This window comes from Dolichospermum sp. UHCC 0315A (assembly GCF_008121535.1).
Lineage (GTDB): Bacteria > Cyanobacteriota > Cyanobacteriia > Cyanobacteriales > Nostocaceae > Dolichospermum > Dolichospermum lemmermannii.
Genome location: NZ_CP043057.1, coordinates 15082 through 36299 on the forward strand (window position 1 = coordinate 15082; position 21218 = coordinate 36299).

General features: G+C 35.5%; 20 protein-coding genes and 3 pseudogenes. 9 read left to right on the top strand and 14 right to left on the bottom strand.

The features are described from left to right. Positions 1-73: 73 nt before the first annotated feature. From cas10d to cas3, 5 genes and pseudogenes are all read right to left on the bottom strand, one after another. Positions 74-3436 (bottom strand): type I-D CRISPR-associated protein Cas10d/Csc3, encoded by a 3363-nt coding sequence (gene cas10d / locus BMF77_RS25490; protein ID WP_148766663.1) that lies wholly within the window; start codon positions 3434-3436, stop codon positions 74-76. Next, the gene (locus tag BMF77_RS25495; RefSeq protein WP_148766665.1) at positions 3429-3872 is read right to left on the bottom strand and encodes a DUF86 domain-containing protein; all 444 of its coding nucleotides are present in this window, start codon (positions 3870-3872) and stop codon (positions 3429-3431) included. Before BMF77_RS25495 ends, cas10d begins: the two co-directional genes overlap by 8 nt. Continuing rightward, a complete protein-coding gene (locus tag BMF77_RS25500; RefSeq protein WP_148766667.1) occupies positions 3869-4321 on the bottom strand; it encodes a nucleotidyltransferase domain-containing protein in 453 nt (150 codons plus the stop codon). Before BMF77_RS25500 ends, BMF77_RS25495 begins: the two co-directional genes overlap by 4 nt. 104 nt (positions 4322-4425) lie before the next feature. Beyond that, entirely contained in the window at positions 4426-4632 is a 207-nt protein-coding gene (locus BMF77_RS25505) for a hypothetical protein (protein WP_148766669.1), read from the bottom strand. A gap of 443 nt (positions 4633-5075) precedes the next feature. Then, positions 5076-6392 (bottom strand): annotated as a pseudogene (cas3, locus tag BMF77_RS25510) (type I-D CRISPR-associated helicase Cas3'); the annotation flags it as partial. A 69-nt stretch (positions 6393-6461) separates the two neighbouring features. Between cas3 and BMF77_RS28425 the strand changes: the two are divergent. From BMF77_RS28425 to BMF77_RS25520, 3 genes and pseudogenes are all read left to right on the top strand, one after another. Continuing rightward, positions 6462-6944, top strand: a complete 483-nt coding sequence (locus BMF77_RS28425; protein ID WP_246862970.1) for a helix-turn-helix domain-containing protein — start codon at positions 6462-6464, stop codon at positions 6942-6944. Then, complete coding sequence (locus BMF77_RS28430; RefSeq protein WP_246863152.1) at positions 6839-7516, top strand: IS630 family transposase; 678 nt, start codon at positions 6839-6841, stop codon at positions 7514-7516. Before BMF77_RS28425 ends, BMF77_RS28430 begins: the two co-directional genes overlap by 106 nt. 39 nt (positions 7517-7555) lie before the next feature. Beyond that, a pseudogene (locus tag BMF77_RS25520) lies at positions 7556-7894 on the top strand (DUF4277 domain-containing protein); the annotation flags it as partial. A 37-nt stretch (positions 7895-7931) separates the two neighbouring features. On the opposite strand, the gene BMF77_RS28435 reads toward BMF77_RS25520, so the two are convergent. Both BMF77_RS28435 and BMF77_RS28440 read right to left on the bottom strand, forming a co-directional pair. Then, positions 7932-8609 carry an IS630 family transposase gene (locus BMF77_RS28435; protein WP_246863152.1) on the bottom strand — a complete coding sequence of 226 codons (678 nt, stop codon included), beginning with the start codon at positions 8607-8609 and terminating at the stop codon, positions 7932-7934. Next, the gene (locus tag BMF77_RS28440) at positions 8504-8986 is read right to left on the bottom strand and encodes a helix-turn-helix domain-containing protein (protein WP_246862970.1); all 483 of its coding nucleotides are present in this window, start codon (positions 8984-8986) and stop codon (positions 8504-8506) included. The genes BMF77_RS28435 and BMF77_RS28440 overlap by 106 nt, the downstream gene beginning before the upstream one ends. A gap of 48 nt (positions 8987-9034) precedes the next feature. On the opposite strand from BMF77_RS28440, the gene BMF77_RS25530 reads away from it, so the two are divergent. Further along, positions 9035-9421, top strand: coding sequence for a transposase (locus BMF77_RS25530; protein WP_256370354.1), 387 nt, complete (start codon positions 9035-9037; stop codon positions 9419-9421). 35 nt (positions 9422-9456) lie between these two features. On the opposite strand, the gene BMF77_RS25535 is transcribed toward BMF77_RS25530, so the two are convergent. The 4 genes from BMF77_RS25535 to BMF77_RS25550 form a co-directional block, all read right to left on the bottom strand. Then, positions 9457-9678 (bottom strand): DNA-binding protein, encoded by a 222-nt coding sequence (locus tag BMF77_RS25535; protein ID WP_148766671.1) that lies wholly within the window; start codon positions 9676-9678, stop codon positions 9457-9459. 168 nt (positions 9679-9846) lie between these two features. Further along, on the bottom strand, positions 9847-10131 hold the full coding sequence (locus tag BMF77_RS25540; RefSeq protein WP_148766673.1) for a hypothetical protein: 285 nt from the start codon (positions 10129-10131) through the stop codon (positions 9847-9849). Positions 10132-10271: 140 nt separating this feature from the next. Next, the gene (locus BMF77_RS25545; protein ID WP_148766675.1) at positions 10272-10772 is read right to left on the bottom strand and encodes a helix-turn-helix domain-containing protein; all 501 of its coding nucleotides are present in this window, start codon (positions 10770-10772) and stop codon (positions 10272-10274) included. 158 nt (positions 10773-10930) lie between these two features. Continuing rightward, the gene (locus BMF77_RS25550) at positions 10931-11443 is read right to left on the bottom strand and encodes a hypothetical protein (protein WP_015081690.1); all 513 of its coding nucleotides are present in this window, start codon (positions 11441-11443) and stop codon (positions 10931-10933) included. A 700-nt stretch (positions 11444-12143) separates the two neighbouring features. Between BMF77_RS25550 and BMF77_RS25560 the strand changes: the two genes are divergently transcribed. Then, positions 12144-13064, top strand: coding sequence for a tyrosine-type recombinase/integrase (locus BMF77_RS25560; protein WP_246863033.1), 921 nt, complete (start codon positions 12144-12146; stop codon positions 13062-13064). A gap of 248 nt (positions 13065-13312) precedes the next feature. Here the strand turns inward: BMF77_RS25560 and BMF77_RS25570 are convergent. Then, positions 13313-14602: pseudogene (locus tag BMF77_RS25570) on the bottom strand (IS1634 family transposase); the annotation flags it as partial. Positions 14603-15592: 990 nt separating this feature from the next. On the opposite strand from BMF77_RS25570, the gene BMF77_RS25575 reads away from it, so the two are divergent. The 3 genes from BMF77_RS25575 to BMF77_RS25585 all read left to right on the top strand — a co-directional run bounded on the left by BMF77_RS25575 (position 15593) and on the right by BMF77_RS25585 (position 18078). Further along, positions 15593-15808 carry a hypothetical protein gene (locus BMF77_RS25575; RefSeq protein WP_148766677.1) on the top strand — a complete coding sequence of 72 codons (216 nt, stop codon included), beginning with the start codon at positions 15593-15595 and terminating at the stop codon, positions 15806-15808. Positions 15809-16107: 299 nt separating this feature from the next. Then, positions 16108-16863 carry a hypothetical protein gene (locus BMF77_RS25580; RefSeq protein WP_148766679.1) on the top strand — a complete coding sequence of 252 codons (756 nt, stop codon included), beginning with the start codon at positions 16108-16110 and terminating at the stop codon, positions 16861-16863. 42 nt (positions 16864-16905) lie between these two features. Continuing rightward, complete coding sequence (locus BMF77_RS25585) at positions 16906-18078, top strand: cupin domain-containing protein (RefSeq protein ID WP_148766681.1); 1173 nt, start codon at positions 16906-16908, stop codon at positions 18076-18078. A gap of 36 nt (positions 18079-18114) precedes the next feature. On the opposite strand, the gene BMF77_RS25590 is transcribed toward BMF77_RS25585, so the two are convergent. Both BMF77_RS25590 and BMF77_RS27110 read right to left on the bottom strand, forming a co-directional pair. After that, a complete protein-coding gene (locus BMF77_RS25590; protein WP_148766683.1) occupies positions 18115-18336 on the bottom strand; it encodes a hypothetical protein in 222 nt (73 codons plus the stop codon). 413 nt (positions 18337-18749) lie between these two features. Next, on the bottom strand, positions 18750-18896 hold the full coding sequence (locus BMF77_RS27110; RefSeq protein WP_168204492.1) for a hypothetical protein: 147 nt from the start codon (positions 18894-18896) through the stop codon (positions 18750-18752). Between the two features lie 203 nt (positions 18897-19099). On the opposite strand from BMF77_RS27110, the gene BMF77_RS25595 reads away from it, so the two are divergent. Then, the gene (locus BMF77_RS25595) at positions 19100-20788 is read left to right on the top strand and encodes an IS1634 family transposase (RefSeq protein WP_148762023.1); all 1689 of its coding nucleotides are present in this window, start codon (positions 19100-19102) and stop codon (positions 20786-20788) included. The last annotated feature ends 430 nt before the right edge of the window (positions 20789-21218 follow it).

Consider the following 21218-nt stretch of genomic DNA (forward strand, 5'->3'; position numbering starts at 1 on the left):
GTTAATTAGGTTTTAAGTTTCTTAATTTGGGTAGAGTATGGGAGTTTAGAACTCCTGAACCCCTATTTTAAATTTACGGTTGATTATCGTCATCTTCAGATTTAGATTTTTCATCTTTTCCAGTATTTTCCTTATCATCTTCTAAACGGTAAAGAAATTCACAGGTATCTCGAATTAGATTCAATTGACGGCCTGCTAAACGTGCGCGATCGCTCTTAAAACACCCCTCAAAAACATCCTCTACAAAATACCTTGCAAACTCTAAAACAGCTTGTCTTTCTTCCTCCCTTTTACTCATAATCCAACGTCCTTCAGCAGTAGAAGAATGTACCCGATCCATGAGTTTAAAAACCTCTGCCGCTACAGTTGAAGTTAAAACTTCTCCACCAAACATACATAAATCTGCTTTGAGAATAATATCCGCAGCAATATCAATGGGTTTTAAAACAGCATTAGCTTTAGGATTAAACCTTTTATTGGCTCGATAAAAACGGCGATAAAGTTCCGTTAAATTTTTAGGATGATTCAAAGTTGATTTTTCTTCCACAATTAATTTCTCCTCAGTTGAATCAAATTTTGTATAGGGGTCAAAACAAGGGTAAAAATGATAGGTGTAAAGTTTGATTTTTTCAATCCTTGCCGTTTCAATTTTTTGATTACGCACCCATTTATTAAGATAAGCAAAGACATAAAGAGGACTGGTTTCCAAATCCTTTGCTAATTCCGTAAATTTACCCCAATTAGCATCATAACCAGTCTTTCCTTGTCTAGCATTGACATCTAAATGAATAGCATAAGCAGCAGTTAAAACATTTAAAGGTGCCGGATATTGGATACCGTAATATTCCCAGCCTTCCAAGATATAATCAAGACGAAATCTATCTCTTTTCACCAAAGTACGGAAAGCATGAGGCGCACTATCAAGAAATACTGTTTCTTCAAATTCTGCACCATCATTAAATGGGGGAATAGGAGACTCAGAAACTACAGTTTTTACATCTAAAATCATCGGAAAAGCAAATGCTAACCAACTCGGCATTACCCAAGATTCTGTATCAGTGCTATCTCGTCCTGGTGGTAAAGCCATGAAGTAAAATGTTAAAGGCTGATCTTCAGGATAAGAAAGTTTAAATGTGCGGTCTTTTTCACTATCTAAATTTTCATCAATTAAGAAACTATCCACACTTTGATAGTTTTCTTTACCTAAATCTACCTGTAAATCTTTACTAATGAAATGATTACGGATGCTAGTATCAAAACGAGTTTGAGCAATGTTCATGTAAGCTTTTTGTAAAAACTTATTAGTTTCTGGGGTAAAGTAATAAGTTGGATAAAAATAGAGATAGCGATATTTCCCATCTTCAAATCTTTTTCCTACAGCTTGAGTTTGATTCATGAGAATTTGTCTCAGCATCATTTCTACACCCGCAATACTAGAAATATTGCGTTTAGCGTTAGAACCTCCTAACATTTGTTTATTTGTATAAACTTGAGGTGTAAATAAAACTGCTGATTCCATCTGTTCAGTGACAGTATAAGCTGAATGAGAAATTGAACAAATTAATTGTTTACCTCTTCCTGGCTTTTTGGCAGCATTATAATTACTCAACTCATTGATAAAATTATCAACTTCAGTTTTGACAGATGTTTCTGTATTGGTAGTGGGTAACATCACAACTCTTGATACCCACAGTCTTAAATCATCCCAACCATCAGGTAATTGATATTGTGCCAGAATTGGGGAAATTAAATCTGTTAAGTAATAAATTACCTGTTGACAATTTTCGCGGACATCTTCAATACCTGGGTGTTTTTCTAAATATTTAGCCGCTAGATAATACCATTCATAAGGTACACCTCCTGTATTACCTTTGAGTTTTTGTTCTTTCAAACTTTCATTAATGCGTTGAATTTCTCGAACCTGCGGTAAATATTCTGTTAAATTCCAAAATTCTGCGACTTTGTGAGTTAAATCAAAATTTGGAACTTCTGGTAATTTTTTATCTTTCTTCCTTTCAGTTTCAATTTTATTAACTATTTCATCCCAAATTTTGCGAGTAATTAAATCTCCAAATTCGGCAATTTGATCAATACGGATACTATCATCAAACTTAAAATCATAATCAGGAGATAAAACATTCTGTTTTTGGAACTTCACTAAATTCTCACTACGACTTTTAGCAACAGAAGGTTTATTAGTATTGAGAATGCGTAAAGTCGCATCTAAAGCCACTTGCATTAAAGCAGGAGATTCAAAAAATAGGTTGTAATATTCGGCATATTTCGTCCCTTTACCATCTCTACCAAATCCCGTTTGTCTGAGTTTTAATTGACCTGCACAAAGGGATTTAATTTTATTAACTACCAAATCTGGTAAAGTTTCAGGTGAAATAGGAGGAGCATCCCGTAACGCTAGATAAATTACCCCTGTTGGTAGATATAACAACGGTTGATAATATGTATTTTCAGCAGTATTTAAGTTAGTGTGAGCTTGAATTACAGCATTATTAACAACGTTGGTTAAAACACCTCTATTTTCGGCTATGCGATGATAAATAAATTTCAATTTACCATCACTGAGACTGTGGAGAATTTCATTAAGTCTCGTATTTTCTGCATCTTGGGGATGTTTGATAATTGAAGCGAGAGAATCAGCTAAACAAGTTAAATCTGATAAACTGCGAATAGTGCGGTCTTTAAGAGCAGGATTTAAGCCAAACTCAGAAAAATTCCAGTTAGTATCCCAGCGTCGTTGTGCATTATAAGCCATACACAATAAATCATCAATATATTCTTGATAAATGTCGGGATTATCTGGATTGATAAATTTATCAAGTCCTAATTGTTTGACTTTTTCATCAATAATTTTGCGATGTTCATCTAAAGGTAACTTGCGACATTCTTCAGGTGCATCTGGGAATTTTTCAAAATCATGTAAAATAAAGCCAGCAATTACTAAACGTCGTTCTTTATCTTTTACTAATCGCTTAACTGTAGTATCCAGTTTTTCTAATCTTTGCTCAATTAAATTTGCTGGAAATAAGCCATTGAGTAAGTGTGTATTTAAAGATTGGTCAGCAGCATTATCACGTCTAACTTTAGTTTTCCCTTCGGCTTCTCGTTTTTCATCAATTTCATCAAAGAATTTACCACCTTTAGCAGTGACACCAATAGCAATTTTAAGCAAATTTGGTAACACATATTCGCTAAAATCTGCCATGACTTGATCATGAGGATTTTCAGCTTGTATTGCTTCTCTTAATAATTTGAGTGTGAGTAATTGTCCTTTAGTTTCAATAGTTCTGTCATTATCTCCATCAAAACCAAAATCACCCGATAACCAATCATCATCTGAGGTTTCAGAATCGGAATTATTTTCTAGTTCTAAAAGTGATAATTGTTGATGTTCATTTGCATCTTTACTTTTTTTAGCCATTGTCTTCTTCCAATGAAATTAAGTAAGAGTTAATTTGTCTAACATAAAGCGGATATTGCTGTAAAGCAAAATTAATTGCCATAAAAACTTGCTTGGGATCTATATCATCATATTCATGAACTAACCGATTCCTTAATCCCGATGATGGTGCTATTTGTTTCGCTAATTCTGGTGTAATTATTTGAGAGTTACCTAATTCAATGAAAGCCTCAAAATTAGTATAGGATTTTCCAGAGTTTAGCTTTGACAATATATGGTCGTTGATGTCTATCGCTGCTTGAGTCATTAATTGCAGCAATCTTTCTACAATAAGCTGTTGACGAAAATCAGCTAAAAATTCATCAAGACTAATAGAACGAAATTCTTCTAAAGTATTGTAATATTTGGCAATGAGCTTTAGTCTAGCTAAAACTATTTCTGGGTCTAGATTATTCATGCTCCCCACTTATTTAGTTCTATTTCAATAATTCGGTGTTGTTCTTGGCGGAATTTTTTTAACTCTGATTGAGTTTTTACTGAATTTAAGCGGAAGTTATCAAATTCTCCAGGGTGTTTTTCAAATAAACTAATTCCGTCACGCGCAACAAAATGAGCAATTAACCAAGAACATTGATTTAATTCGACAGTATCTATGATATCAGGATTTATTTTCAAAACTTCACCAATCAAAATTGGCAGTTCAAATAAACCAGACATATTATTTTCTATGTAAGATTGACGTTGTTTTTCATCACACAAAACTGCAAAATCCCAGTCACTATTTATATTAGTTTTGTCAGTAGCTCTAGAACCAAACAGGACTAACATTTTTAAGTAAGGTATTTTTTCAGTAAATTGTGAGGATAGTTTTTGAAGTTCTGTAATTGTGGGAGTGTTGTTTTCCATTTGATATTTCCTAATTTTTGATTTGGGTGCATTACGCTATGGATAACGCACCCTATTAGCTATTTTCAGGAAATGGGAGTACCCCAATATGCAAGAAATTATTTTTAAGCGGTCACTTGTAACTCTACTACTAGCCGCCACTCCCTTCGTTGGCCTTCAATACGACGATCTTCAAAGACATAACCTTGTTTTCTCAAAACATACATGGTTGCAGAAAATCGGTGACTGATTTTGTCAACTAGTTCTTCTGTAGAATGCCAGCAACCATTTGACATAAGCTGTAGCATACGATTTGGAAGGTTTTCTTTCATAAAAAATTACCTCAAGTGGTTTGCGCCGAATCAGCCATGCTAGTGCTAACCTATAAGGTGCGACTCTATATAGGTGAACTGAGATAACTTTTTTCCGGTTCATTCATAATATAACATACAAAGGTCTGTAGTAAAGAAGTAAATCGGAAAAGTCTATTTACAGGATTAGAGATTCAAAAAAATTTAACAGCGTATTAAAACAAGATTAGTTTTGCTTTATTTCATTTATACTCAAATGAGCTTACTCTTAAGGAGTATAAAAGATTACTAGTAAAGATATCAAAAAAATCTGGCAATAAAAGAATTTTTCTATGAGATTTTTTAAGATATATACTAAGGAAGCCTTGAAAATAAACCCTAATCCCTATCAGGGATTGAAATTGTAGTAAAGAAGTAATCAAGGCATTAATACAACTCCTTAATCCCTATTAGGGATCGTAACCTCAAGCAATCCATATCTCATCTCCTTTGCTTTTAAACGTATAAGCAAGCGTATCCAGTAGCAGCGCAGATTGACCAAAAGCTATAGAATAGGGCTGAGTTGCTTCATGAATACTGTACTGATCACTGATGGGATAAAGTTGAAAGTGCATAGGTAGCCTTAACCGCATCCGCACTTCAGCAACTGGACGACGAATTACATAACAAACTAACCCCTCTTTTTTCAGCTTTTTATCAATTTGACCTATCCAAGCATTATCCGGTTGCCATACTCCCACCCCTGTTAAAACCTGTACTTTCCAAGCGTCAGCTATGGGTTGCAAGTCTCCAAAATAGGTAAATTTCCAGTTCAACCGTTCCTCACGGTAGGAACGTAACTTGATAAATGCGAGACAATGAGCAAATCTACCTTTAGCTATGGGTTGTCCGGTTCGTTGGGCAGTTTCTTTTAATGTCCGTATGAATCCTGCTTCCGTCCACATTTCTATTTCTAAGTTGCTTAAAATTCCCGGTAAATCATAAGTTTTAAATCTTTCTGCTTCGTTAATTTCTGTCAAATCATATAAACCACATTGCAAAGGACTAGAACCACGAAAACTCGCTGCATCTTCAGCAATGGGATTTCCTGATTTACCTGACATTTCTTTCCAGTTTTTAGCCCATCCTGTAATATGTCCAGCTTGTGATTTTAAACTTGTATTAAATATTTGTTCACAGGCTGTTTGGAACTTTTCTCGACTTTTAGCATACTGTTGTTTAATAGTGCGATCGCTCAATTTACAACATAACCAAAATGACTGCACAGCACCCCATCGGCGATAATAACCATGAAAATCATTGATTTTACGATATTGCTCTTTTATAGTTTGTTGCAAAAATGGACGATCATAAATATTATCAACTTGTAATGGTGGTGAATTTGTTTGAAATAAACGCTCAACTAAAAACTTAGGAACTAAAGCATAAGCTGTGAAATTATCAAACTTAATTTCTTGACCATTTTTTTCATATCCATCATGTCTGCCTAATCTTCCTAATCGTTGAATAAAGTTACCAGAATCTGATGATTCAAAAATTAGAAAGTTAATTTTAAAATCAACTCCTACATCTATTGTACTTGTACCCAGAACCAAATCAGCCACAAAACTTAACTCTTTTTCTCCTTTACTTGATAAACCTGTATTTTCTCCCACTATTAAATTATCAGATTTTAAAAGTTCCTGAAAAAACGGAGTTAGTCGCTTAACTGCTGCAATTGAATTGAGAATAATCGCACCTTTACTACCTGGGTATTGCTGAAATTGAGATATAAGTAAGTCGGCGCAAAGAAACCAAACTATGTAAAGATAAGTAAATACGGAAAATAAATCTAGTGAGGTGATTAAAATATGGGTGCTCGTTTAAGGGTATTTTTAACTCGTGAGCAAGATAAAACCCTGTTGAACCTAAGAACAAGGGATTTGCCGCAAAAAGTCAAAGATAAAGCCGAGGTAATTAGGTTAAATTCACATGGTTGGTATGTAGAAAAAATAGCTGCTCATTTTGACTGGACTCCTCAAACAATCAGAGAAATCTTACATAAATGGGAAAAACAGGGTATAGAAGGACTTTGGGAACTACCTGGTCGAGGGTGTAAACCAAAGTATGGTGAAGAAGACATAGTATTTTTGGAAGAATGCCTAAAAAAAGAACCACGAACATATAACAGTGTTCAATTAGCTCAAAAATTAGAAAGCGAACGCCAAATTCAATTGAGTCCCGACAGATTAAGACGGGTACTCAAAAAAAGGGGGTCATTTGGAAACGAGCTAGAAAGAGTCACAAAGGAAAACAAGACCCCAAAAACAGAGAAATTAAGCAAGCAGACTTAGAGATGTTGACACTATCTGCGGCGGCTGGAGAAATAGACTTGAAATATTTGGATGAATCAGGGTTCTGTATGTGGAGCGAACCAAGTTATACATATTATCAGCGAGGTGAGCAAAAACATTTAGAACAAACAAAGCGTCGTGGACGGAGATTAAGCATTATTGGGCTGATTCAACATGAGGTTAGCTTTGTTTACGGTTTAGTTATTGGTGGTGTTAATCGCAAATCTTATATCCAAATGATGGAACAAGAAGCGCAAGAAGCCGAAAAAAACGGACGAATAAGAGTGATAGTGCAGGATAACGGTCCAATACACCGATGTAAGGAAGTGCAACAGTTATGGTCAAAATGGGAGAGTCAGAACTTATATATCTTCTTTCTGCCCAAATATTGCTCGGAAATGAATCCAATTGAATTGGAATGGCAGCATCTCAAAAAAGATGAACTATCGGGACAAATGTTTGAGGACGAGTTAGACCTTGCTTATGCCGTAATGAATGGGGTTAAAGCCAGGGGAGAAAAAGGACAATACAGTACAGAACGTATTAAATTTAACGAACATACTTCTTCTTAACTTTTCGTTACATAGTTATAAACTTTTCCGCCGACCTACTTAGACCATCTAGGGATAGTAGCAGGAATCATAGATTCAATCGGAATAGTAGAAATAATAAATGAATTAATAGGAGTCGAAAAAGACGAAAAAGTAAATGCAGGTCAAGTGGTAAAAGCCATGATAATAAACGGGTTAGGATTTGTCTCCAAACCGTTATATATGTTTCCCAAATATTTTGAAACAATCGCCTGTGAGCATTTAATAGGAGCAGGAGTAAAACCAGAATATCTCAACGACGATAAATTGGGGAGAGTCATGGATAAACTGTTTATAAAAGGCTTAGATACAATCTTTTTTATCATAGCCTTAAAAGCTGCTCAAAAATTTGGAGTAAGTAGGTCGGCGGAAAAGTTTATAACTATGTAACGAAAAGTTAAGAAGAAGTATGTTCGTTAAATTTAATACGTTCTGTACTGTATTGTCCTTTTTCTCCCCTGGCTTTAACCCCATTCATTACGGCATAAGCAAGGTCTAACTCGTCCTCAAACATTTGTCCCGATAGTTCATCTTTTTTGAGATGCTGCCATTCCAATTCAATTGGATTCATTTCCGAGCAATATTTGGGCAGAAAGAAGATATATAAGTTCTGACTCTCCCATTTTGACCATAACTGTTGCACTTCCTTACATCGGTGTATTGGACCGTTATCCTGCACTATCACTCTTATTCGTCCGTTTTTTTCGGCTTCTTGCGCTTCTTGTTCCATCATTTGGATATAAGATTTGCGATTAACACCACCAATAACTAAACCGTAAACAAAGCTAACCTCATGTTGAATCAGCCCAATAATGCTTAATCTCCGTCCACGACGCTTTGTTTGTTCTAAATGTTTTTGCTCACCTCGCTGATAATATGTATAACTTGGTTCGCTCCACATACAGAACCCTGATTCATCCAAATATTTCAAGTCTATTTCTCCAGCCGCCGCAGATAGTGTCAACATCTCTAAGTCTGCTTGCTTAATTTCTCTGTTTTTGGGGTCTTGTTTTCCTTTGTGACTCTTTCTAGCTCGTTTCCAAATGACCCCCTTTTTTTGAGTACCCGTCTTAATCTGTCGGGACTCAATTGAATTTGGCGTTCGCTTTCTAATTTTTGAGCTAATTGAACACTGTTATATGTTCGTGGTTCTTTTTTTAGGCATTCTTCCAAAAATACTATGTCTTCTTCACCATACTTTGGTTTACACCCTCGACCAGGTAGTTCCCAAAGTCCTTCTATACCCTGTTTTTCCCATTTATGTAAGATTTCTCTGATTGTTTGAGGAGTCCAGTCAAAATGAGCAGCTATTTTTTCTACATACCAACCATGTGAATTTAACCTAATTACCTCGGCTTTATCTTTGACTTTTTGCGGCAAATCCCTTGTTCTTAGGTTCAACAGGGTTTTATCTTGCTCACGAGTTAAAAATACCCTTAAACGAGCACCCATATTTTAATCACCTCACTAGATTTATTTTCCGTATTTACTTATCTTTACATAGTTTGGTTTCTTTGCGCCGACTTACTTAATCGCAAATCTTATATCCAAATGATGGAACAAGAAGCGCAAGAAGCCGAAAAAAACGGACGAATAAGAGTGATAGTGCAGGATAACGGTCCAATACACCGATGTAAGGAAGTGCAACAGTTATGGTCAAAATGGGAGAGTCAGAACTTATATATCTTCTTTCTGCCCAAATATTGCTCGGAAATGAATCCAATTGAATTGGAATGGCAGCATCTCAAAAAAGATGAACTATCGGGACAAATGTTTGAGGACGAGTTAGACCTTGCTTATGCCGTAATGAATGGGGTTAAAGCCAGGGGAGAAAAAGGACAATACAGTACAGAACGTATTAAATTTAACGAACATACTTCTTCTTAACTTTTCGTTACATAGTTATAAACTTTTCCGCCGACCTACTTAGATTGTTCCTCTGTTTCTGTACCTTCAATTTCTTGGTTCTGTACAGAATTAAGGTTTTTCCACTCTGTCACCAATGGCGAAATGTACTCATAACTTCCCCCGCCTAGTACATCTCGTACCTTTTTACGGGTAATTTTTTCTGAATTTTTATATAGGTTTTCACAAATTTCAAAGACTTTATCCTTCAAACTTGGCTCTAAAGGTGTACTAGTCATAGTTTTGTAAAGAATAATTTGTACTATTTTACTATACAAGTGTTAATTTGTGTATCAGTGATTGTACAATAAAATTATATAAAAAAAGCGACGCTGTACACGCCGCCATTGATTGTACGGGAAATTTTGATACATCAATTAAAATCAATGAAAATTATAATTAGTGTACTATTTTGGAGGTTGCAAGATTTTCCAAATACTTGGATCGTTTAATAAGTTTTCACTAACTTGAGGTGCTGCCAATACTTTAAAAAGATAATTTAATGCTTCATCAAAGTTATAATCAAGCCGATTGCTAATAATATCTATTGCTTGAGTAACTTGATCTAATAATTTAACTGGGTAAGCATTACCAACTAACGGAGAATTGCAGTTGTCACAATTGCCAGGGCAAAAGTCCTCAAAGTAATGTTCATGCTGACATTGACTACAAACTTTTAACATCCTATCCATAGTATTTTCTTAACTTTTTACTAATTTATTGATTCTCTCACAATAATTACGACAACCCCGACAGCTTAGTAATGGCTTCGTCTGCTGTAGTCATCGCATATCGCCAGCTTTTACTTTGCTATTGTCGTGGTTTGTCGGCATTATAATACGTCATCTATATAAGCATCTAAGCAGCTTCTTTTTACCCGCCATGATCTACCAATTTTCTTAGCTGGTAATTGACCATTAGCGATCGCTTCTTTAAGCATTTCCCTTGGGAATCCTGTTAGTTGATGGCACTCATCAACAGTTAATACCAGTTTGTCGCTGGCCTTTAGTTGTTGCCTAACCAGAAGCAGTTCCACCATTGCCGATAGTTTGGAAATATCGCCAACCTCGACAACCCCGACAGGTTCATCATGGTATATTGTTAGCTCATTCTCGTCTAATGTCGCGGTTTGTCGTGGTTCTGGTATTGTTTCATAAGCTGGTGTTACGGACTCCGATTGATATTTAATTTTATCTAGTTCTGATTGCGTAAATACTGCTACAGTGCGGGTTTTACCTTTTTCATAGCTACAAGATATTTTACCGCTTTGTACGTATCTTTCTATGGCTCTTTCGCTACAGCCCAAATATGCTGCGGCTTCTTTTTTGTTCATGATGCCCTGGTCGGATTTAAACCACGACATCTATTATATCATTGTCGCGGTTTAACTGTCGGGGTTTGAGAATCGTTAAATTTTCTTGAGGGAAATTTATGTGAATAAAACCAGTTTTACCAAGTCCACTGGTAGGAACTGGAGTAAGCAATTAGATATCAGTCTTTTGGTTTAATACCTAATTCACAAAGTGTTTTCGCTTCACCAATTGTGTAATTTTGCTCTAGCTGAATCGTTGGTGTTGAGCAAAAACCTTGTCTGAACCATTCATAGGAGCGTTGAGTACCCCAAAAGGTTTTAATATTATCACTTTGTCTTTTATATTGCCCTTGTGTATTGGCAAGACATCCTTTTTCTTGCCATTTTTTACCTTCTAACCATCTTGATTCCTGATCACCAATATCAACTAAGTAACGGCCTTGAGATTCTGATACTCCCGTAATAACCACTTTTGAAGCAGTTAATTTTTTCACACAATCGCCTAAGTTGTTTTTGTTACACTCTCCTAGTGCAGCATCAGGTGACACACCTATTTTAATATATTCTTTAACGCACTCTATCTTAGTTGTTTCTTGAGCTTTGGCTGCTGCATTAGTTAAAAGAACGCCAATCATTGCTATCAAAGATGCTGTCGCGGTATTAGCAATAATTTTTCTATTGAAGATAAACATCGTAACCTCCTAAATACTGGTTTTAATCATTCATATTATCGCTCATAAGTATGATTACTAGCTATTAGGTAGTAAACCGAGATCCTTGTAAAAACCTGCAACATGGTCTGGAAACTATTGCTGTGTCTAGGTTTCAGCCGATTCGTACGATTCTCCCGGTTTGGCAGGGTGGTAACTGAAAACCTTTATTGGTAATACTTTCAGCCTATCTTGCCCCTGATAACAGCAACGCTAGACTTGGTGAATTTATGGGAAAACCACTGCTAAATTTTCTTGAGGGAAAATAATCAGACTGGGGAAAACCGGGATTGAGAACACAGTGCAAAATTTTCTTGAGGGAAAATAATCAGACTGGGGAAAACCGGGATTGAGAACACCGTGCAGAATTTTCTTGAGGGAAAATAATCAGACTGGGGAAAACCGGAATTGAGAACACCGTGCAGAATTTTCTTGAGGGAAAATAATCAGACTGGGGAAAACCGGAATTGAGAACATCGTGCAGAATTTTCTTAGGGGAAATTTTTATAGAGCGATAACGATTCCTACGGAGTGCTTCGCTATCGCTGCGAACTGCTTGCGCTTGCAGCCCCCCACAGAAATTACCCAATCAATGCCAAATAAATTTTAGAGAGGGAAAAGGTCAAATTACAATATTACTTATCAGAATATAACTAGCTAGAAGGCATCTTCGGATAAGTAAATGAATGAATCCCCGGAAATTGGTGAAATAACTGTTGTCAATTCCCTAGCTTTGACTGCACCCACCTCCCTAACTCAACACCCCGCTGCTGTCTATCTTGCTGCTCTATCTCCCGGTTCTCGTTCGGCGATGAAACAGGCATTGGATGCGATTCCTACGGAGCGCTTCGCTATCGCTCGTATCCTTACCAGCAATGAATGTGATGCGCTGACATTAAATTGGGCTGAACTGCGTTATAAACATACAGCCTTATTACGGTGTATACTGATGGAAAGATATGCACCAGCCACAGCTAATAAAATGCTGAGTGCATTAAGGAGAGTCTTGAAAGAAGCATTACGACTTGAATTAATGGATGCTAAAGATTTTGCTAGGGCGGTAGATATCGCTAATATCAAGCTGTCTAAGGAATTGAAGGGGCGTTTTTTATCTGAAACTGAAATTAATACCCTGATGCAAACTTGTTTTGATGACCCTACTCCCATTGGTTATAGAGATGCGGCGTTGATAGCAATTTTGCGAGGTGCGGGGTTACGCCGGGGGGAATCAGTAAAATTAATGTTGAGTGACTTCCATTCTGGCAGTGTGAAAGTCCGCAGTGGTAAAGGTGGTAAAGATAGAACTGTTTATTTACCAGATGGAGTTTTACCAATTATCGAAGATTGGTTAGAAATTAGAGGGCGGGAATCTGGAGCTTTAATCTGTCACATTAATAAATCTGGGGCGGTGACTTTACGACAACTGACACCTCAAGCAGTGCTGTTTATTCTGGAAAAACGGGGTGTAGAAGCTGGGGTAACAAACTTTTCTGCCCATGATTTTCGCAGGACTTTTATCCCACATTCCGCACCCCAAAATGTTACAGAGGGAAATTACGGAGATGAAAATCAAAGGGAGCATCAAAACAAACAGATAAAGTGAAAAAAGGCATTTGAGAAACAGTAAATCACCAAAAATGTCATCAAAATCTATTCTCAATAAGAAGCAATAAGAATGCACACCACCTGGAGAGGTCAATAGATAAGTGAAAGAAGATATTCAAGAAACAATTATAAGTTAGACTAATCAATTAAAGTAAAAAACGAAATTATAGACATAGTAAAATGGAGCTATAAATCAAAGAGATTAGCTCATCTTTACAAGAGAAATTAAATTGATAGAGATGATAATTAGCTGACTAATTGATAGTAACGTAAACAATCATCTGGTAAAAGACTCAAGATAAAATCTCTGTCCTTATTCCAATTAGAAATATGTTTCTCCTGATTGAGTGTAACCAAATGAATACACTGAAAGCATTGAAAAATCCAGCGTAAAGTAGGACGATTAGTTGCTTTGCCTAATTGATTTTTAATTGTTGATTTAGACTCCAAAAGAGCATTTCTAATATGACGTTGAGCCAAAGTATAAACCAGTAGACATAAACCCATAATCATTCCCAAAGACTCTATTCTCTCAGGACTTTTGAGGAAAATACTGTCGGCAAAAAATAATGGGTCTTTGAGAAAACCAAACCCCCTCTCACATGACTGCTGGGCTTTATATTCCCTGAGCATAGAATCATTGCTTAGTTCCTGTGAATCTAAAACATTTGTCGCAATAATAAAACGTCCCGCACTCAGCAATTCTGTATTAATTTTACTTTCATCCTGGGAGACTGTAGCTGATATTTGATAGGATATTTCTCCTGAAGTATCTTTTTTATTAGATTTTACTTGAGTCACCGTACTTTCGTGAATTTGATGATATTTGAATTGTTTTGATAATTTTGATAATGCCTTGATAGCATCTGCAACACATGCAAATTCTTCTTGTGATAACTTTTTCAAATCTTGCACAGCTTTTGATTCTGCTTTGGTAATTTTTTGTGTGAGCTTATGCAGGTCTGATTCTTTTCTTTCTTGACTTTGCACTACTAACCATCTTTGTTCTATCCCTGCATAATTTTGGATTTTTGATGCTAATTTATATCCTGGTATTGTACTATCAATAAATTCTGATTCTGCTAATGTTGATATTAATGATTTTGCTGCTTTTATGCTTAATGGTACTCGACATAACCAACGTAATTCTGACATCATTTTCAGGTTTGATTCTGTATATAAAGCAGCGTCAGCAACCATGAGACTATTAACTTCTAATTGTTTTTGATATTCTACTGCTATTTGACCAAAACATGATGAATCTGCTTGGTTTCCCGATGCTAGTTTTAAAAATATTGGGATGTCTCCATCTCCTGAACATATCATTTCTATGATAAACTGTTTTAAGTCTGGACGATGGTCACGAGAATAACCGTAGGTGATGGTTATTTCTTTTGGTGATTTTACTGCTAATTCTTCTAATTCTTGGTTATGTCCTACTTTTTGACTCTCAAATATTACGAATGGTAAGCTAGTGTTATACTGCCCATGCACGTGCATTGATGATGAGTCTAGATGTGATGTTGATAGTGATAAGTAGGTCGGCGTTAAAAAATCAATCTATGTAACGAAATATAAATTAACGAATACCTTATAAATAGGGTGTTTCACGGTTTTTACAAAACTAAACATATATCGATTTTATTGGGCCGACTTACTTAGACCCCAAATTAATGTTCTGAAATTCTCATGGCGTTTTAAACTTGATTTTTAGATAAATATAAGTCTCAATTATGTATTGAGACTATCAACATAAAATTATATTATTAAAATTCTCTACCAAATCACTCTTGTATTTATTGCTCCTTATTGAGAATACATCTGATAAATTTTCCTATCCAAAATTCATTTTTTTGAGCCAAAGGTAATTTTTTACTCCTTTTTTATTAATCAATTTCCGTAATAACCGATTGTGACAGTTAAGGGTGCGGAATGTGGGTTATATCATACTTAGATTTTTCATAACTTTTATTAATATGAGCATAATATTGTAATCTTTTAAGTGTTTACTTAATAAATTAACTAAAGATACACGACGATACTAAATGTATTATTGCTAATTACACTGATAAAATTATGTTTTTCCAAAAATTATGTTTTTATTACTTAGAGATTATTTTGACAAAAAGATATTATTTATACGCAGATAAATAACTTTTTAGATAACATTTTAGTCTATTTTTTATTTGGATCTATATCAATAAAACTCATATTTTGTTTAAAAAATAACTTTATTAGTTATACTTTTATTATAAAACTACTAACTTGATGTTCAAAAACATACTAAGACTAAAAACCCGTTTCAATTAGGGTTTTATCTGAAAGATTGTTCAGAAATTAGATAGTAGTCCTACAGGTTGTAATTTTTGGCAATGCAAATTAGAAAGCTTGCCTAATTTACCCGTTTTTTTTGTGAATTCTCAAAAGACTAGCCATTGCAGTTATCAATGTATTTCTTAGTAAAATCTAAAAAATGCTTACTAGGTTAGTCTAGATCATCAATATACATCATCAAGGAGAGTAAATATGAGCCAGAAGAACGAGCAAATTAAGTTTGAAATGAGTGACGAAGACATCAAATCAATTAACACTAACATTGATAAAGTAAAAAGTTTAAAGATAGCAAAACTATCACCAAATGAAATGCAACAATTGAATGGTGGATTTGCAATTCGTAATCACACTCTTGGTCGGTCATCAGCGCAGTTAAATCGGTCATCAGCGCAGTTAAAATTGAATTGACTGGGTTTGTTATAAAGCGAACAAGTATCACTTTTTCACAAACCCATTTTGTCAAATTTTCAGGAATTGTATGATTACCTAGTCCAGTTACATAATCAGCTTAAGTAGGTGAACAAAATAAAAATGAGGGGTATTGCGTTTTGTAAAATGGCTGAAACTCAATAAGAATATGCATTGAGACAACTTTACATACGGTTACATACTTTTAAATTTTTCTGTTCGCCTACTTACATAAATTCACTTTCCGCAAAAAGAATTCTTATTTTCTGCGGAAAACAAAGTAAAGTAAGGATATAAAAATGAACAACGTTAGTGAGTTGGCGCTAAATTATCTTCAAAGTTATAGTTTTCAGGATTTTGAATACTACGCAGATTTTTTGAGTGAAGCATGTGAGATTCACCCGCCTCCACATGGTATGACATGGTACGGAGACTTGTATCGTCAGCTCGCCCGTAAGCCTGAGTGGTTTGCTAACTCTCTAATTATAAATGCAAACAAAGAGGGATACGGCTCTAGACAAATTTGGAAGTTCTCTGAGATCATTGAGAATCAGAAGTACGTAGAGTTAGTTCGTGGTCACTCCATAGATGAGTCTCGACATTCAAAAATGTTCATTACTATGCTTGACATACTCTTTCCTAGTGCAATAGAGACAGAGTTTAGAACACAGTTAAAAACATTATCTCCTGGTTACACTAAGCAAAACCATCCACTTACTGAGCCAACTTCCCCTGCTCAATTTATGGACGAGCGAACTGTGATATATGAGTTAATCCAAGTCAATTTGATGGAAATTCGGGCACTGATTCTGCAACTTCTTTTGCGTCCTGTACTTCAAGCCTATACTACACCAGAGACTCGTTTCAAACTTACTCGTATGTCTGACTTGTTGATTCGTGATGAGATCAACCACATTGGTTATTCTGCTTACTGCATTGAAAACTATATTAACCACAGTAATCAGGAATGGGTTAGGGAAATGATGATAGATCGTCAAGCAGCACTCAACAAGTTGACTTTAGAGGAAGTAGAACTTGAGGGAGTTGTACTCTAGTCCTGCCAATCCCAACTTAGTTTATAGAAAAAACTTGATTTGATGTACGTAACTAGCTTTGAAAGTCTTATACAACCACTTCAGCCTGAAGAGTTCTTCCATAAGTACTGGGAGAAAGAGCCTCTTGTAATATCCCGAAATAATTCTAATTACTATTCTGGTTTGTTTTCAGTGCAAGAGCTAAGTACAGTTCTCTGGAGTAGAGAGTTATCTTGGGGTATCGTTCAGCTTGCCAACCACAATAGGAAAGAGGGTTGGATTGACTATACAACTCAAGTTCCAAGCATTGATCGTCTTACTAAAGCCTATGCACAAGGGGATACTATTGTCCTGAACGATTTGCAATTACGATGGAAACCTATTGCATTGCTTTGTCGAAGTTTCGAGGTGTTATTCAATTTTCTTGTCAATGTGAATATGTATTTGACACCTCAAGGTTCTCAGGGACTTGCGCCTCACTTTGATACTCAGAATGTATTCATTTTACAGATTGAAGGCTCCAAGAACTGGCGTTTACATAATTCATTGATAAACCTACCGTTAGATGAAATGGCTCAGGATATTCCTCAAGGATATGTAGGAGAACCTAAACTAAATGCCTACCTTCAAACTGGAGATTTACTATACATCCCTAGAGGTATGGTTCATGAGGCATTAACCTCAGATGAATTTTCTATGCATTTGACCGTGGGAGTAAGCCCTCTCTCCTGGAAAACCCTCCTTGAATCAGTCCTTGAATTAGCTAGTGAGCAAGACGTTGAATTTCGTGAATCTTTACCAATTGGGTTTACTAACAGCAACCAAATGTTGCCTTTACTATATGCTAAGAGTGAATTACTCCTGAAACGGCTCCTACAGTCTCTTAATATTGAGGAAGCAACTGACCGTATTGCAGAGCGAGTGATGAATAAAATGCAATCCTTGCCTGATGATGATTGCTTTCATACCTCTGGAATAGATACACTTAATACAGATACTATAGTTAGAAAACGAGAAGGAATGTTCTGCCGAGTTTTTAAAGATAAGGACTCAGTTAGGCTACAATTTTCAGGTGGTTATGCAATCACAGGGGCTAATATACTAGAGCCTGCATTTCTTTTTGTAGTAAATTCAGAAAGGTTTGCTATTAGGGAAATGCCTGATAATTTAAGTGATAATGCAAAGCTTGTCCTTACTCGCCGACTGATTAATGATGGGCTTTTAACTGTGATTTAAAATGACATTAAAAAAAATAGAATAACCTACCCACTTTTAAAAGAGTATTTGCACATCTACAGAAATGCCTGAAGTACGATAATTTCCTTTGATGGTGGGTTTAGAGGGGTTGCTAATGTCGATTATTTGTAACCCTAAATAAAAATCAGCAAGATAAGCGTAGTTGCCGATTATTTGCACACCTAAAGTAGACCCAGATGTATGATAATTACCCTTAATGGTGGGTGTTGTGGGCTTGCTGATGTCAATTATTTGCATTGCTGCACTACTAGTGGTCTGTCAAGCTTAAAATTGTGAGTAAGATTATTGTATATTGACTGTTCCACAATAATTCTGGAGATCGGTAACGCACAAAATCAAAATTGACAGACCACTAGGGGTACAGCCGAGATACCTGCAAAATAGGACATGATGTAAAGTTTTGTAAACTTAATTTTCAAAACTCTTGATTTACCGTTGTTTCAGCCTCCATCTGAACTTAACATTTCAAATAAAAACATTCCCTAAAAGGGTTATTTATGGGCAAGTTTGAGAGGCTGAACCGCGTAAAAAGTTGATTTTAGTGTGCAAAAGTTGAATGTCTCTTTACCATTTTCGGGCAAGTTAATAAATCACTAAATTGGTTTCTGCAACATTTATTTACAACGTGTCCCATTTTACCCTTATCCCGGCTAGACCCCGAGTAATTCTTCACCTAGAAATTCGGTGATTTCTGTTGGTTCTGGGGGATGATTATTTGCGTGGGAATTTTCGGCAATGGGTGTGGTAGGTGGTGTCCAAAGGCTTTGCCGTAATAAACTGTAATTGGGCGTGTTCATGGTGGTGTTTTTTGAACCCACATTCCGCACCCCAAACTGTCACAGATCAAAAAAGCCCTTAAAGTAGTACATAATAACTAAAGCCAATTCAAAAATTAAGATGCTTAATAAGAATAAGTAGCATTAAAAGGGACGTGGTGTGATAAAGTGAAACTTGGTAACAAAAGAAAAAAATGAATTGATAACCAAATAAGAAATAATTGATGACAACAGAAGTATTAGAGGAAACTGTTGTGAAATTAAAACCTCAAGAAATAGAAATTGAGAACATAGACCATCTAGGGATAGTAGCAGGAATCATAGATTCAATCGGAATAGTAGAAATAATAAATGAATTAATAGGAGTCGAAAAAGACGAAAAAGTAAATGCAGGTCAAGTGGTAAAAGCCATGATAATAAACGGGTTAGGATTTGTCTCCAAACCGTTATATATGTTTCCCCAATATTTTGAAACAATCGCCTGTGAGCATCTAATAGGAACAGGAGTAAAACCAGAATATCTTAACGACGATAAATTGGGGAGAGTCATGGATAAACTGTTTATAAAAGGCTTAGATACAATCTTTTTTATCATAGCCTTAAAAGCTGCTCAAAAATTTGGAGTATCACTATCAACATCACATCTAGACTCATCATCAATGCACGTGCATGGGCAGTATAACACTAGCTTACCATTCGTAATATTTGAGAGTCAAAAAGTAGGAAATAACCAAGAATTAGAAGAATTAGCAGTAAAATCACCAAAAGAAATAACCATCACCTACGGTTATTCCCGTGACCATAGACCAGATTTAAAACAATTCATCATAGAAATGATATGTTCAGGAGATGGAGACATCCCAATATTTTTAAAACTAGCATCGGGAAATCAAGCAGATTCATCATGTTTTGGTCAAATAGCAGTAGAATATCAAAAACAATTAGAAGTTAATAGTCTCATGGTTGCTGACGCTGCTTTATATACAGAATCAAACCTGAAAATGATGTCAGAATTACGTTGGTTATGTCGAGTACCATTAAGCATAAAAGCAGCAAAAACATTAATATCAACATTAGCAGAATCAGAATTTATTGATAGTACAATACCAGGATATAAATTAGCATCAAAAATCCAAAATTATGCAGGGATAGAACAAAGATGGTTAGTAGTGCAAAGTCAAGAAAGAAAAGAATCAGACCTGCATAAGCTCACACAAAAAATTACCAAAGCAGAATCAAAAGCTGTGCAAGATTTGAAAAAGTTATCACAAGAGAGATTTGCATGTGTTGCAGATGCTATCAAGGCATTATCAAAATTATCAAAACAATTCAAATATCATCAAATTCACGAAAGTACGGTGACTCAAGTAAAATCTAATAAAAAAGATACTTCAGGAGAAATATCCTATCAAATATCAGCTACAGTCTCCCAGGATGAAAGTAAAATTAATACAGAATTGCTGAGTGCGGGACGTTTTATTATTGCGACAAATGTTTTAGATTCACAGGAACTAAGCAATGATTCTATGCTAAGTGAATATAAAGCCCAGCAGTCATGTGAGAGGGGGTTTGGTTTTCTCAAAGACCCATTATTTTTTGCCGACAGTATTTTCCTCAAAAGTCCTGAGAGAATAGAGTCTTTGGGAATGATTATGGGTTTATGTCTACTGGTTTATACTTTGGCTCAACGTCATATTAGAAATGCTCTTTTGGAGTCTAAATCAACAATTAAAAATCAATTAGGCAAAGCAACTAATCGTCCTACTTTACGCTGGATTTTTCAATGCTTTCAGTGTATTCATTTGGTTACACTCAATCAGGAGAAACATATTTCTAATTGGAATAAGGACAGAGATTTTATCTTGAGTCTTTTACCAGATGATTGTTTACGTTACTATCAATTAGTCAGCTAATTATCATCTCTATCAATTTAATTTCTCTTGTAAAGATGAGCTAATCTCTTTGATTTATAGCTCCATTTTACTATGTCTATAATTTCGTTTTTTACTTTAATTGATTAGTCTAACTTATAATTGTTTCTTGAATATCTTCTTTCACTTATCTATTGACCTCTCCAGGTGGTGTGCATTCTTATTGCTTCTTATTGAGAATAGATTTTGATGACATTTTTGGTGATTTACTGTTTCTCAAATGCCTTTTTTCACTTTATCTGTTTGTTTTGATGCTCCCTTTGATTTTCATCTCCGTAATTTCCCTCTGTAACATTTTGGGGTGCGGAATGTGGGGTGTAAATGATTGAACCCAGAATCTTTGGTTGATCATCTCGGCTATCGCCTTACTTAAATTTGCCGTTTCTTAGTAGATGATTGAACATTGAATCTC